At 71.7% G+C, this 12,793-nt stretch carries 12 protein-coding genes and 1 pseudogene; 7 read left to right on the plus strand and 6 right to left on the minus strand.

Annotation, left to right across the window (positions count from 1 at the left end; translation table 11 throughout):
• Positions 1-3: 3 nt before the first annotated feature.
• The gene (locus tag AC5Y4Z_RS11115) at positions 4-1,350 is read right to left on the minus strand and encodes a flavin monoamine oxidase family protein (RefSeq protein ID WP_499964751.1); all 1,347 of its coding nucleotides are present in this window, start codon (positions 1,348-1,350) and stop codon (positions 4-6) included.
• Between the two features lie 167 nt (positions 1,351-1,517).
• On the opposite strand from AC5Y4Z_RS11115, the gene AC5Y4Z_RS11120 reads away from it, so the two are divergent.
• Entirely contained in the window at positions 1,518-2,480 is a 963-nt protein-coding gene (locus tag AC5Y4Z_RS11120) for an alpha/beta fold hydrolase (RefSeq protein WP_499963606.1), read from the plus strand.
• On the opposite strand, the gene AC5Y4Z_RS11125 is transcribed toward AC5Y4Z_RS11120, so the two are convergent.
• Positions 2,475-3,821, minus strand: coding sequence for a flavin monoamine oxidase family protein (locus AC5Y4Z_RS11125; RefSeq protein WP_499963608.1), 1,347 nt, complete (start codon positions 3,819-3,821; stop codon positions 2,475-2,477). The two genes, AC5Y4Z_RS11120 and AC5Y4Z_RS11125, sit on opposite strands and share 6 nt — an antisense overlap.
• A gap of 103 nt (positions 3,822-3,924) precedes the next feature.
• Here AC5Y4Z_RS11125 and AC5Y4Z_RS11130 point away from each other — a divergent pair.
• Positions 3,925-4,905 (plus strand): annotated as a pseudogene (locus AC5Y4Z_RS11130) (TIGR03617 family F420-dependent LLM class oxidoreductase); the annotation flags it as partial.
• Between the two features lie 75 nt (positions 4,906-4,980).
• On the opposite strand, the gene AC5Y4Z_RS11135 reads toward AC5Y4Z_RS11130, so the two are convergent.
• A complete protein-coding gene (locus tag AC5Y4Z_RS11135; protein ID WP_499963610.1) occupies positions 4,981-6,096 on the minus strand; it encodes an Rv3169 family protein in 1,116 nt (371 codons plus the stop codon).
• The gene (locus tag AC5Y4Z_RS11140) at positions 6,096-7,247 is read right to left on the minus strand and encodes a phosphotransferase family protein (RefSeq protein WP_499963613.1); all 1,152 of its coding nucleotides are present in this window, start codon (positions 7,245-7,247) and stop codon (positions 6,096-6,098) included. Before AC5Y4Z_RS11140 ends, AC5Y4Z_RS11135 begins: the two co-directional genes overlap by 1 nt.
• 29 nt (positions 7,248-7,276) lie before the next feature.
• On the opposite strand from AC5Y4Z_RS11140, the gene AC5Y4Z_RS11145 reads away from it, so the two are divergent.
• Together AC5Y4Z_RS11145 and AC5Y4Z_RS11150 are read left to right on the plus strand one after the other, a co-directional pair.
• A complete protein-coding gene (locus AC5Y4Z_RS11145; RefSeq protein WP_499963615.1) occupies positions 7,277-7,879 on the plus strand; it encodes a TetR/AcrR family transcriptional regulator in 603 nt (200 codons plus the stop codon).
• Positions 7,876-8,748, plus strand: a complete 873-nt coding sequence (locus AC5Y4Z_RS11150) for an SDR family NAD(P)-dependent oxidoreductase (RefSeq protein ID WP_499963617.1) — start codon at positions 7,876-7,878, stop codon at positions 8,746-8,748. The genes AC5Y4Z_RS11145 and AC5Y4Z_RS11150 overlap by 4 nt, the downstream gene beginning before the upstream one ends.
• On the opposite strand, the gene AC5Y4Z_RS11155 is transcribed toward AC5Y4Z_RS11150, so the two are convergent.
• Together AC5Y4Z_RS11155 and AC5Y4Z_RS11160 are read right to left on the minus strand one after the other, a co-directional pair.
• Positions 8,745-9,350: a class I SAM-dependent methyltransferase gene (locus AC5Y4Z_RS11155; protein ID WP_499963619.1), complete on the minus strand. Its 606-nt coding sequence runs from the start codon at positions 9,348-9,350 to the stop codon at positions 8,745-8,747. The genes AC5Y4Z_RS11150 and AC5Y4Z_RS11155 overlap by 4 nt on opposite strands.
• A 90-nt stretch (positions 9,351-9,440) precedes the next feature.
• Complete coding sequence (locus AC5Y4Z_RS11160; protein ID WP_499963621.1) at positions 9,441-10,019, minus strand: hypothetical protein; 579 nt, start codon at positions 10,017-10,019, stop codon at positions 9,441-9,443.
• A 354-nt stretch (positions 10,020-10,373) separates the two neighbouring features.
• Between AC5Y4Z_RS11160 and AC5Y4Z_RS11165 the strand changes: the two genes are divergently transcribed.
• Genes AC5Y4Z_RS11165 through AC5Y4Z_RS11175 form a run of 3 tightly spaced genes read left to right on the plus strand, consistent with a single transcriptional unit; the run spans position 10,374 to position 12,786 of the window.
• The gene (locus AC5Y4Z_RS11165) at positions 10,374-11,321 is read left to right on the plus strand and encodes a DUF4129 domain-containing protein (protein WP_499963623.1); all 948 of its coding nucleotides are present in this window, start codon (positions 10,374-10,376) and stop codon (positions 11,319-11,321) included.
• Positions 11,318-11,800, plus strand: a complete 483-nt coding sequence (locus AC5Y4Z_RS11170) for a hypothetical protein (RefSeq protein ID WP_499963625.1) — start codon at positions 11,318-11,320, stop codon at positions 11,798-11,800. Before AC5Y4Z_RS11165 ends, AC5Y4Z_RS11170 begins: the two co-directional genes overlap by 4 nt.
• A gap of 14 nt (positions 11,801-11,814) precedes the next feature.
• The gene (locus AC5Y4Z_RS11175) at positions 11,815-12,786 is read left to right on the plus strand and encodes an AAA family ATPase (protein WP_499963627.1); all 972 of its coding nucleotides are present in this window, start codon (positions 11,815-11,817) and stop codon (positions 12,784-12,786) included.
• Positions 12,787-12,793 lie beyond the last annotated feature (7 nt).

Here is a 12,793-nt window from a genome sequence, read left to right on the forward strand (position 1 = left end):
CCGTCAGCGGGTCAATCGGCGCATCAACTGGCCGGCGGCGGATCGCCCGCTCACCAGGGCGCCGGTCACGGTGGCCGGGTTGTCGGCGCCGACGGCCTCGCCCGCGAGGTAGATCCGGTCGCCGATCGGTTCGGCCAGCCGGCGCCGATCGGCGAGGCCGGAGCCGGGGGCATGAAACGAGTACGAGCCCAGCGCGTAGGGGTCGGCGGCCCAGTTCGACGTGCGGACTTCGATCGGGGACACGTCGCCGCCGAACAGCTCGCGCGCGACGGGCAGGGCGCCGGCCATCAGGTCCGCGGACGACGCCGACTCCGCCCACCGGCCGCGGTCACCGGCGTTGAACGCCAACGCGATCGGCCCGGCGGCGCCCGGCAGGGTGAACCACTGCGACCAGGCGCCGGGCTCGGTGCCGAGGTACTGATAGAAGGCGTTCTCCACGTTCCAGCTGCGCCGGTTGAAGCGGAAGAAGCTCTTGGACAGCACCCCGAACCCCAGCGCGTGCACCGCGCGCGCGTGGGGGCCGGGCAGCGGCGGATCGAACGCGATGGCACCGGCTTTCAGCACGCCGAGGGGCACCGTCACGATCGCCGCGGGGCCCTCGAACGACCGGTTTCCGGCGCGCACGGTGACGGCGTTGTCGCGCTGCGTGACGGCCGTTACCGGGGTGTTCAGCTGGACCTGCAGGCCGTCGGCGAGCAGCCGGGGCAGGGCATCGTAGCCGCTGGTGACGACGTCCTGGTCGCCGCCGGCGTAGTCGCCGTGGTCAAAAGTCTTGGCGGACAGCTCGTTTGCGCCGGCCGCGTATTCGTTCTCGATTTCGGTGGCAACATAGAAGGCCAACTGGGCACGGTCGGAGTCGGACAGCCCGGCCCGGGTCGCCGCGGCGTCCACGGCGACGCCGAGGCTGCCGTCGTCGACGTGGTCGCGGGCCCGGGTCACGAAGTCGCGCCAGGTTTGCGGGTCGTACTGCAGCGCCGGGAGCCGCGGATCGACCGCGAGCTTCGCCCACCCGTAGTAGTCGGTGGACACGAGCTGCGCACGCGCCCTGGCCGCCAGCTCCATCAGGGGATTGTCCGCCGTGCCCTGGATCCACGACGCGCCCATCTCGAGCGGCACGCCCCAGTCGCGGTTGGTGCACACCCGCCCGCCGATGCGGTCGCGGGCCTCGATGACGCGCACCGGCCATCCGGCGTCGGCCAGGGCGCGCGCGGCGGATAGTCCGGCCATGCCGGCACCGACGACGAGCACCGCCTTGGCGTCCGGCGGGGGTGGGTGGCGCGGCGCGCAGGCGGTCGCCGGCCCGCCGCCGACCAGGCTCGCCGTCGCCGCGATGAACTCCCGACGGGACATCGGGTACACGGGCGTCAGCGTCTCATACCGGGCCGCGGTTGTGGGACGGCCGTCCTCAAATTCGCGGTATGTAATGGGCTGTTTTCATTCGTTCGTTGTGGATTCCGGACTACACTCGCGTACATCCGGAGTGCGGCGGGGTGGCCGCGTTCGAAGGGGGAGCGACGATGAGCGCTGGACTATCTCGGACAAGTGAGCGGCTCCCCGACGAACTGCCGCCGGCCCGCACCCTGACCGTCCGCGCGGGCGACGGGACCCGGCTGCACACACAGGTTTTCGGGCCGCCCGAGGGCTATCCGATCGTGTTCACCCACGGCATCACCTGCGCCATCCGCGCCTGGGCGCACCAGATCACCGACCTGGCCGCCGACTATCGGGTCATCGCGTTCGACCACCGCGGCCACGGCCGCAGCGGCATCCCGCGGCGGGGCGGCTACAGCCTCAAACACCTTGCGTGCGACCTGGATTCGGTCCTCGATGCGACGCTGGCGCCGCACGAGCGGGCGGTGCTGGTCGGGCATTCGATGGGCGGCATCACCATCGCCGCGTGGTCGTCGCACTACCGGCACAAGGTGCACCGGCGCGCCGACGCCGTCGCCCTGATCAACACCACCACCGGGGATCTGGTGCGCCAGGTGAAGCTGCTGTCGGTGCCGGGCGGGTTATCGGCGGCGCGGGTGTTGGCCGCGCGCGGCCTGGTCGGCGCGTTCGGCGGCTTCCCGCTACCGGCCGCGGCCCGGGTCCCGAGCCGTCACCTGGTCGCGATGCTGGCGGTCGGGCGCGACGCCGACCCCAGCGCCGCGCGCATCGTCTACGAGCTGTTCGCGCAGACGTCGCCCGCGGGGCGCGGCGGGTGCGCGAGGATGCTCGTCGAGGCGCTGGGGTCGCGCCATCTGGCCCTGGACGGCCTGACGGTGCCGACGCTGGTGATCGGCAGCGAGCGGGATCGGCTGACCCCGATCGGCCAGTCGCGCAGGATCGCGCGCACCGCGCCCCACGTCGTCGGGCTGGTGGAGCTGCCCGGCGGCCATTGCTCGATGCTGGAGCGGCCGCGGGAGGTCAACCGCCACCTGCGGGCGCTGGTCGAATCGGTGACCCCCGACGCGGCCGACCACCGGATCAGCTCATAGCAGGGCGGTGATCTCGGCGGCGGCCCGCTGGCCCGACCGCACCGCGCCGTCGAGGAACCCGGTCCATTCGTCGGCCGTCTCGGTACCGGCCCAATGGATCGGCCCCACCGGTTCGCGCAGCAACGGCCCGAACCGCGTCCAGGACCCCGGCGGCACCGCCGCCGTCGGGCCGCCCGGCGCGAATCCCTCTGCGCCCCAACGGTGATCGACATAGTCCAGCGGCTTGAGTGCCTCGTCGCCGAACAGTGACGCGAAGCACCGCAGCGCGTCGTGGCGGCGCTGCTCGGTGGGCAGTGAGTCGAACGCGCGGGCGTCGACGAAGCCCATCAGGACGCCCGGACCGTCGGCGTGCGGGCTGACGTCGAAGGTGATGAACACCGGGCCCTGGTCGGAAAGCGCCTGCCCGGAGAACCCGTCGGCCCGCCAGAACGGCGTCTCGTAGGCGGCATACGCCTTGCTGAGCCGGCCCTGCGGCCAGTGCCGGGCGAGCTGCTCGTGTTCGACCGGCAGCGGGGGAACGAACTCGATCGACGCGCGGTGGGCCGGCGGGATGGCGACGATGACGAACCCCGCCTCGGCCGAGCCGGCGTCGGTGGTGACGGTGACGCCGGCGCCGTGCCGCTCGATGCGGCGCACCGGCGCGCCCAGGACCACGCGCGCGCCCAGGTCGGCGGCCGCCGCCTCGGCGATCTGCTGGGTGCCGCCCGGGAAACGGTCTTGCTGGGCGCCGTTTTCGACGTCGAGCAGCCGGTCCAGGCCGCCGGCGGCGTGGGTGTAGCGGGCGGCGTGCAGCATCGACACGTCGTCGGGTTCGCACCCCCACGTCACGCGGGCGACGATGGCCATCAGGTCGTGCGAGGACGCGGTGGCGCGCACCGAGCGCAACCACCCGGCCAGCGACATGGCGTCCAGCTCGCGCGCGCGGCGCGCATCCCAGGGGTTGGCCAGCGGGACGCCGCGGGCGATCCGGTCGAATTGCCAACGCAGCCGGCCGATGTCGAGCAGCCCGGTCAGCGACAACTTGGGGATGGTGCCGTGGTAGGGGCGCGCCCAGCCCCGCCAGTGGATGACGTTCTTGCCATCGTGGTGGGTCGGTGTGGTCGCCACCTCGAGCTCGGCGGCCAGCGCCAGGACGGCGTCCTGGGTGGGGCCGACGAAGGTGCCGCCCAGGTCGGCGGGCAGCCCGGCGACGCTGCCGGTGAACGACCGGCCGCCGACGCGGTCGCGGCCCTCGAAGACCAGCACGTCGTGGCCCTGCCGCGCCAGCTCGCGCGCCGCCGACAACCCGGCAAAGCCGGCGCCGACCACGACAACGTCGACGACCGGCGGCGGCTTTGGCACGTGCTCTAGTCAACCGCATTTCGCGGATTTCGTAAGATAAATCTTCATTGGGCCGCCCCACCGGGGCGGTTTTGCGGCTTCGCGGCGTCGTCAGGCAGGTGTGGTGAAGGTCTTCACGGCGTTGTACGGTCCCGTCGACGCGGCCGAGCGCGCGCGGGCGCTGCGCGACGCCGGGGCCAGCGGCGTCGCCACCTTCGAGGGCCCGCACGACGTGTTTGCTCCGCTGACGCTGGCCGCCACCGTGGGCGGGCTGGACCTGATGACCAACGTGGCCATCGCGTTCCCGCGCAATCCGATCCACCTGGCGCACCAGGCCAACGACCATCAGCTGCTGAGCGGGGGGCGATTCTTCCTCGGCCTGGGCACCCAGATCCGCCCGCAGATCGAGAAGCGCTTCGGGGCGTCGTTCGACCACCCGGTGGCCCGGATGACCGAGCTGATCGCCGCCCTGCGCGCGATCTTCGCAGCCTGGAATTCGGGCGGCCGCTTGGACTTTCGCGGCGAGTACTACCGGCACACGCTGATGACGCCGACCTTCAGCCCGGGCCCGAATCCCTACGGCCCGCCGCCCGTCTATGTCGGCGCGCTGGGTCCGCGGCTGACCCGCGCGGTGGCTGAGCACGCCGACGGCCTGCTGGTGATGCCGTTCGGCACGAAGCGTTTTTTACACGAGCACACGCTGCCGGCGGTGCGCGACGGGCTGACGGCCGGCGGGCGCCGGCCCGAGGAGTTTGCCGTGCTTCCCGAGATCATCGTGTCGGCCGGCTCGGACGCGGGCGATCACGCGGCCACCCGGCGCCTGCTGGCGTTCTACGGGTCCACCCCGGCGTACCGGCCGGTGCTGGCCGCGCACGGCTGGGAGGACCTGCAGCCCGAGCTCAACGCGATGTCCAAGCAGGGCCGCTGGCAGGAGATGGGCGCGCTGATCGATGACCAGATGCTGCACACCATCGCCGCCTGCGGCACGCCCAAGGAGATCGCCGCGCACATCCGCGATCGGGTCGACGGCGTCTCGGATACCGTGTGCCTGTATCAGCCGTCGCCGATCGCGCTCGAGACCCTGTCGGAGATCGTCGACGAATTGCATAAGCCGCCGAGCGTCGACTCGTTGCGCCCACATCGCAAAAATCTCGCAACAAGTCGACGTTCGCGGAAGGGGTCAGGGCGCGACGGTTAGCCAGTCTGTGAAGCCCGACGGGTCGTGGCGGCCCAGCGCGCCGTGCTCGTAAAGACCCCAGCCCTCCACCGGATCGCCGTCGCCGTCGCGGCACACCGCGCGGCCCACGTGGTCGATCACGCCGAACCCGGACCGCGCGACGATCGCCGGGTCGGTCATGTCGTAAGTCAGCCGCTCGACGAACTTTTCGCCCTTCCACATGCCGTGCAGCCAGTCCGAGTCGCCGCCGTAGCCGCCGCCGACGTGGATGGGCACGGGCAGCTTGGATTCCACGTCGAAGTGCACCGGGGTGCCGTCGGGGGCGATCGCGTCGATGGTGGCGCCGGTGGGGATGCGGGTGCCCGACCGGTAGTGGATCTTGACCCGCGGCCAGCCCAGCTGTTGGACGCGGCCGTTGCGCCACACCCGGGTGCAGTCGTTGAGCGAGCGGAACCCGTTGGGCTCCTCCTGGATGATCAGCACGATGGCGAACTCGTCGAACGCCATCGGCACGTAGAGCCACCACATGCCCTCGAACGGGGGGTCGGCGGGCCGGCCCGCCGGCTCGGGCTCGCCGATCGGCCGGATGCCCCAGGACCGGTCGCGGCTGCCGATCCAGGTCGCGGGGTCGACTTTGAGTTCCTCGCCGTCGATGGCGATGCGGCCGCTCCAGCTGCCCAGCTGGGCGAACCGCTGCGCGTCCAGCGTCACCCGGTTGCCGGACCGCAGCACGTGCGGCTGTTCCTGGACGACGTCGAACAGGCCCTCCCAGGTGAGATCGGCTGCCACGCCTTCGGTTTCGTCGAGCACGATCCGCAGCTTGCGCAGCGGTTCGACGACCTCGATGCGGTAGCCGTTGACGTTCTGGTTGAGCCGGTCCTGGTCGATCGCGTCGGACAGGTGCACCGCGGTCTGCGTGTCGCCGCGCCGGACGAGGAAGAACGCGTCCTTGACGCCCAGGTTGGGGTAGTAGCCGATGCCGCTGATGACGAAGATGTCGCCGGTGCGGTCGTGGGCGTTGAAGTAGGAGCGGTCGTAGAAGTTGCGGTCGGAGGATCCCGCCCACGCGATCGGGCGGGGAACCTGGTGTACCGGGAATTCGTCAAGTGGGCCGAGCATTACTGGTCCTCTCCGATCAGGCGTCGCATCAATCCCGCGTGGTAGAACAGCGACTCGACATCGTCGGGTTTTTCGACCTCGCCGAAGTGCACCCGCCGCGCGCCGGTGCGCATGAACACGCACGCCCACATCACCCCGGAGTAGGCGTAGAACCAGCGCAGGTCCCCCACCTCCACGCCGGTCAGTTGCCGGTAGGTGGCGCGGACGTCGTCCTCGCGCATCACCCCGGGCAGCCCCGGCAGCGTGGCCAGGCCGGCGAGTTCCTGAAAGACCATGTGCGCGTAGATCATCCACGCGACGTCCAGCTCGCGCGGGCCCAGTGTCACCATCTCCCAGTCCAGCACCGCGACCGGGGCGAAGTCGCGGTAGAGCACGTTGCCCACCCGCGCGTCGCCCCACAGCAGCACGGGCTCGCGCGCGTCGGCCTCGTCCGGCCAGTTGTCCTCCAGCCATGCGAAGGTCCGCTCCAGCAACGGGGAGCGGCCGATGTCGGGGACCGCGAAGTCGTACCACGACCGCACCCAATTGAAGTGCCTGCGCAGTGCGGTGTCGCCGTCCGGCCCTTCCGTGAGGAACCCAAAGGTGCCCTGAGCGTCGGGGATTGAATGGAGCTTGGCCAGCACGCCCACGGTCGCGTCCTGCAATTCGCGCTGCCGGTCGACCGGGGCATCGGCGAACCAGTTGCCGCCGAAGGTGTAGGGCATGACGTCGGGCGGCACCTCGCCGTCGACGTAGTCCATGACGAAGAAGGGTGTGCCCAGGACGTCGCCGGTGGGTTCGAGCCAGCGCACCCGCGGGACCGGGACGTCGGTGAGTTCGGCGACCTTGCGTATCACCTCGAATTGGTGGTCGAGCCGATACGTCGGGAAGACCTGCACGTCCTCGGCGGTGGGCGCCACCCGCGCGACCAGCTTTTGTTCGGCCGGCTTTCCGTCCTGTTGCCAGCGCGCGGTCAAAATGATGGTTTCCGACGACATGCCCGTGGCGTCGACGCCGCTTTCCACCGTCACCTGGGGCTCGGCGCCGCCGGGTAACACGGTGGACAGCCATTGCGACATCACCGCGGGCAGCGTGCTGACGTCGCGGCTGGAGCGCTGGAGTCGGTCGACTTGGTCCAGCACGGGTTCATTGGGCACAGGTGCCTCCTTCATGAGGCAATTACGATACGGTAGGTAGCGTTATGAAAGCAGACCCGCCCTACCTTGACAAGGCCCCCGGCGCCGGGCGTCCGCGGGATCCCCGCATCGATTCGGCGATCCTGTCGGCGACCGCGGAACTGCTTGTGGAGATCGGCTATTCGAACCTCAGCCTGGCCGCGGTGGCCGAGCGGGCCGGCACCACGAAATCGGCGCTGTACCGGCGGTGGTCGAGCAAGGCCGAACTCGTGCACGAGGCGGCGTTCCCGACCGCGCCGACCGCGCTGGAGGCGCCGGCCGGCGACATCGCCGCCGACGTCCGGATGATGATCGAGGCCACCCGCGACGTGTTCACCACGCCGGTGGTGCGCGCCGCGCTGCCCGGCCTGGTGGCCGACATGACCGCCGACCCCGCGCTCAACGCCCGGGTGATGTCGCGCTTCGCCGACGTGTTCTCGGCGGTGCGGGTGCGGCTGCGCGAGGCCATCGATCGCGGCGAGGCGCATCCCGATGTCGACCCGGACCGACTGATCGAGCTGATGGGAGGGGCGACGATGCTGCGGATGCTGCTGCGCCCGGAGGAGAAGCTGGACGACACCTGGGTGGAGCAGACGACCGCCATCGTCGTGCACGGGGTGACGGGATGACCGGGCGTCTGGCCGACCGGGCCGCGATCGTCACCGGCGGCAGCCGCGGCCTGGGCGCCGCGATCGCGTCGGCGCTCGGGGCCGAGGGTGCGGCGGTCGCCGTCGTCGGGCGCACCGAACGGGTGTGGGACGACCGGCTGCCCGGCACCATCGGCGAGACCGTCGCCGCCGTCGAGGCCGCGGGCGGGCGCGCCGTCGCGATCCGCGCCGACCTCACCGACCGCGACGACGTCGCGAGGCTGGTGGGCGAGGCGCGAGAGGCGTTGGGGCCCATCACGATTCTGGTCAACAACGCGGCCTTCACCGCACCCGGCCGTCCACCGGCACCGGGCGGCCAGCCGCGCGCCAAGCCCGCCAAGGCCGCGGCGGGCGCAGGCAAGCCCGGCTGGCCGGGCTTCGTCAGCACCCCGCTGCAGGCGTTTCGCCGCCACTTCGACATCGCGGTGTTCGCCGCCTACGAGCTGATGCAGCTGGTATGCCCGGACATGATCGACGCGCGCGGCGGCGGGGTCGTCAACATCACCTCGGTGGCGTCGCGGCTGCCCGGCGACGGGCCCTATGCCGACCGCAGCGGCGGGGTGCTGCCCGGCTACGGCGGATCCAAGGCGGCGCTCGAGCACCTCACGGCGTGCGCCGCGTTCGATCTCGCCGACCACAACATCGCGGTGAACGCGCTGTCGCCGTCGAAACCGATCCTCACGCCGGGCCTGGCCTACTACGCCCGCGAATTCGCCGACACCGCCACGGCCGATGAATTCGCCCGGGCCGCAGTGGAATTGGCGCTGGTGGACCCCGCGGCGGTCACCGGGCGCACGATCGGTCACCATGAGGTGCTCGACGGCAGCTTCCGCCCGTTCGCCGTCGGCTAGCGCGGCTTGGTGGCCGTCACCGCGTTGATGATCAGCGCGTACACCCGGTGCCAGTGCGGGGAGCGAAATCCCGCGCGCAGCACAAGGTCCTCGGCGCGGCCCCGGGTGCGGGCCTTGCCGCGGCGGCTGGTGGCCATGGTGGGGAACAGCCACTGCGAGAACTGGTCGACGAGCACCAGGTGACCACCCGGGCGCAGCACCCTGGCGCATTCGCGCAGACCGGCTTGTTGATCCGTCCAGTGGTCGAAGGATGTCGAGCTGACGACGAGATCGAAGGCGTCGTCGGGGTGGTCGAGCCGTTCGGCCACCCCGGCGGTGAAGCTCAACCGGTCGTCGCCGCCGAAAGAGGTTGCCGTCGCGACCATGTGCGGCGCGGCGTCGATGCCGCACAGGTGCTGGGCGTCCGGGTAGCGGCGGCCCAGCGCGCGCAGCAGGTAGCCGGTCCCGCAGCCCACGTCGAGCACGCGGGCGGGGGCGATGCTGGTCGCCGCCGCGAGATCGGCGGTGCGGTCGGCGATCTCGTGGTGCAGCCGGCCGCGCCACCCGCGGTCGTATTCGGGCGCGCGATCGTCGTAGGCGGCCACGTCGCGGTACGGCGGCATGCGCTCAGTGTCGCACCGCCCACGCCCGCGCGGAAGCCGTGATTGGGGAAGTCGGGGCTTCCCCAATCACGGCACCGGTGTGAGACGCGGCTAGGGTCCCGGCGGCCCGGGCGGCCCAGCCGGTCCGGGAGCCCCGGGTGCCCCGGGCGGTCCTACCGGCCCTACCGGTCCGCCGGGTGCCCCGGGCGGTCCGACCGGCCCCGGTGCGCCGGGTCCGCCGGGTGGCCCCACGACGCCGGGAGCCCCGGGTGCGCCGGGTCCGCCGGGTGGCCCCACCGGCCCGGGTGCGCCGGGTCCGCCGGGTGGCCCCACGACGCCGGGTGCCCCGGGTCCGCCGGGTGGCCCCACGACGCCGGGTGCCCCGACCGGGCCCGGTGCGCCGGGTGCCCCGACCGGGCCCGGAGCGCCGGGTGCCCCGACCGGACCCGGAGCGCCGGGGGGTCCGGGCGGTCCGGGCGGCCCCGGGGGACCGGGCGGCCCGGGCGGGTCCTCGGGCACGAAGCTCACCGCGGGCCCGGTCGCCGTGGCGTGCGGGCCGGCGCCGTTCGCGGCGGCGAGCGGGGCGACCCCGGCGATGACGCCGCTCACCGCCACCGCGGCCGTACCGGCCCCGATCGCGATGAACGATCGGCGGCGCGGCCGCTTCTCGTATTCAGTGTTTTTGTCCATGGTGTTTCCCCAATGCTGAGTGATCCGGACCGTGGTCGGCTACCCGGCGAATTCCGGGCAAAACGGGGCGCCGCCCTACATCGTCATTTCTTTCGCTGCCCGGCTTCGCGCCGCCGGCCCGGTCCCCGCTGCGCGACCGACCGAACGGCTGTGAAGCTACGGCGTCGGGTGTGAGCCCATGGCGGGATTCCGGGCCGTTTCGCCGCCCTGCTTTCACCGCCGATGGCAAGGCTTCACGGCCGATGCCACCGCAGCGTCGGCCCGGCGTCGTTCCTGGCGGGATGGCCGCGCGACGTGCAAGTATGAAGAAATCCAGTGCCGCAACTGCGGCAGGCAACCGGCGAGTGGTGTGGCATGCCCGGTATTGACAAGCCGACGGGGCGCGTTGTCGCGCTGATCGTCCTGATGATCTTCGTCGCGGCCGCCCTGCGCGGATACCTACCGGCCCAGGGCCGTGCGGTGCGCGGGGAGGCGGGCGGCGGCCGGGCGGCGCTGCTCTTCGTCATCGTGGCCCTGGCCGCGACGCTCACCCTGCTGGCGATCGCCGTCATCGCGCGGCTGCGCGACCCGCGCGCGGTGGCGCCGAAACAGGGCGAGCTGTCCGGGATGCTCGGCACCGACCGGGGCGGACCGCGATGGCGCGTGGTGGTGATCGGGCTCGCGGTGGTCGTGGCGTGGCTGGTGATCACGACGATGCTCGTCCAATACCTGACGCCGCACGACGTCAACCCCGCCGCGCCCGACTTGGACTCCACCGCGCCGCCGCCCGGGCAGCCCACCGGCCCGCCACCGCAGCGTCACCCCCCGAAGAACTCCGGGGACACCCTCGGGATACTGTTCGCCGCCACCGTCCCCATGTTGCTGGTGATCGTCGCCGGATCCCTGGTCATGGCGAGCCGGCGGTGGCGGGCGGCCACACTGAGCACCGTCGCCAACCCGGTCGACGAGCACACCGAGGCGCCCGCGCCGCCGTCGGAATCGCTGGCCCGCGCGGCCGAAGTCGGCCTGGCCGAGATCGGCGACCTCAACCGGGAGCCGCGCGAGGCCATCATCGCCTGTTATGCCGCGATGGAGCGTGAGCTCGCCCATGTTCCGGGGGCCGCCCCTCAGGACTTCGACACGCCCACCGAGGTGCTGGTCCGGGCCGTCGAACACCATGCGCTGCATGCCGATAACGCGGAGCAGTTGGTGAACCTGTTCGAGGAGGCGCGCTTCAGCCCGCACGTGATGAGCGAGGGGCATCGTGAGGTCGCGATAGACGTCCTGCAACTGGTCCTCGCCGAATTGCGGAGCGCTGTATGAAAAGGCTGATAGCCCTCGGCGTTTGCCTGGTGGTGGGCATCGAGCTGCTGGTGCTGATGCTGCACGGTCGCCAATTCCTGTTGGCGGCCTCGGGTATCGGGCTGGCTCTGGTGCTGCTCAACGTCCGCCGCTACCTGGGACGCGGCCCGGAACCGCCGGACGAGTCCGACCAGGACGACCTGGGGGATTCGCTGCGACGCTGGCTGGCCACCACCGAGACGACGATCCGGTGGTCGGACTCCACCCGCGCGGACTGGGACCGCCATCTGCGCCCCATGCTCGCGCGGCGCTACGAAATGACAACGGGCCAACGCCAATCCAAGGACCCGTCGGCTTATCACGCAACCGGGCGCATGCTTTTCGGGGCCGAACTGTGGGAATGGGTCAACCCGAACAACGTCACGCGCACCGGTGACCGCCGGCCCGGGCCCGGCCGTGGGGTGTTGGAAGAGATCCTGCGAAAGTTGGAGAAGGTATGACACTGCCGGCCGCCATGCCCGCTGGTACGACCACCGCACACTGCGAGGCCGTGCTCGACGAAATCGAACGCGTGGTGGTGGGCAAGCGCGCGGCGCTGACGCTCATCCTGACGGCGGTGCTCGCGCGCGGCCACGTTCTCATCGAAGACCTCCCCGGGCTCGGCAAGACGCTCATCGCGCGCTCCTTCGCGGCCGCGCTGGGCCTTCGGTTCACCCGGGTGCAGTTCACGCCGGACCTGCTGCCCGCGGACCTGCTCGGCTCGACGATCTACGACATGCAGTCCGGCCGCTTCGCGTTCCGGGCCGGACCGATCTTCACCCACCTGTTGCTCGCCGACGAGATCAACCGCACGCCACCCAAGACGCAGGCGGCGCTGCTGGAGGCGATGGCCGAGGGCCAGGTGAGCATCGACGGCGAAACCCACAAGCTGCCAACGCCGTTCATCGTCCTGGCGACCGACAACCCGATCGAGTACGAGGGCACCTACCCGTTGCCCGAGGCGCAGCTGGACCGGTTCGCGGTGCGGCTGGAACTGCGATACCTCTCGGAGCGCGACGAGACCTCGATGCTGCGCCGCCGCCTCGAGCGCGGCTCCGCCGAGCCGACCGTCAACCAGGTGGTCGACGCCCACGACCTGCTGGCGATGCGCGAGTCGGTCGAGCAGGTGACCGTGCACGAGGACGTGTTGCACTACGTGGTGTCGCTGGCGACGGCGACCCGGCACCATCCGCAGGTCGCGGTGGGCGCCAGCCCTCGTGCCGAACTCGACCTCGTCCAACTCGCGCGCGCCCGCGCCCTGTTGCTCGGCCGCGACTACGTGATCCCCGAAGACGTCAAGGCGCTCGCGGTCGCGGCCGTCGCCCACCGGATCACCCTGCGCCCGGAGATGTGGGTGCGCAAGATCCAGGGCGCCGACGTGGTCGGTGAACTGTTGCGCCGCCTGCCGGTTCCGCGAACCGGCGGGGGGCACGGGGGGACCGGATGAACCCGGC

The organism is Mycobacterium sp. NGS63 (assembly GCF_059812295.1).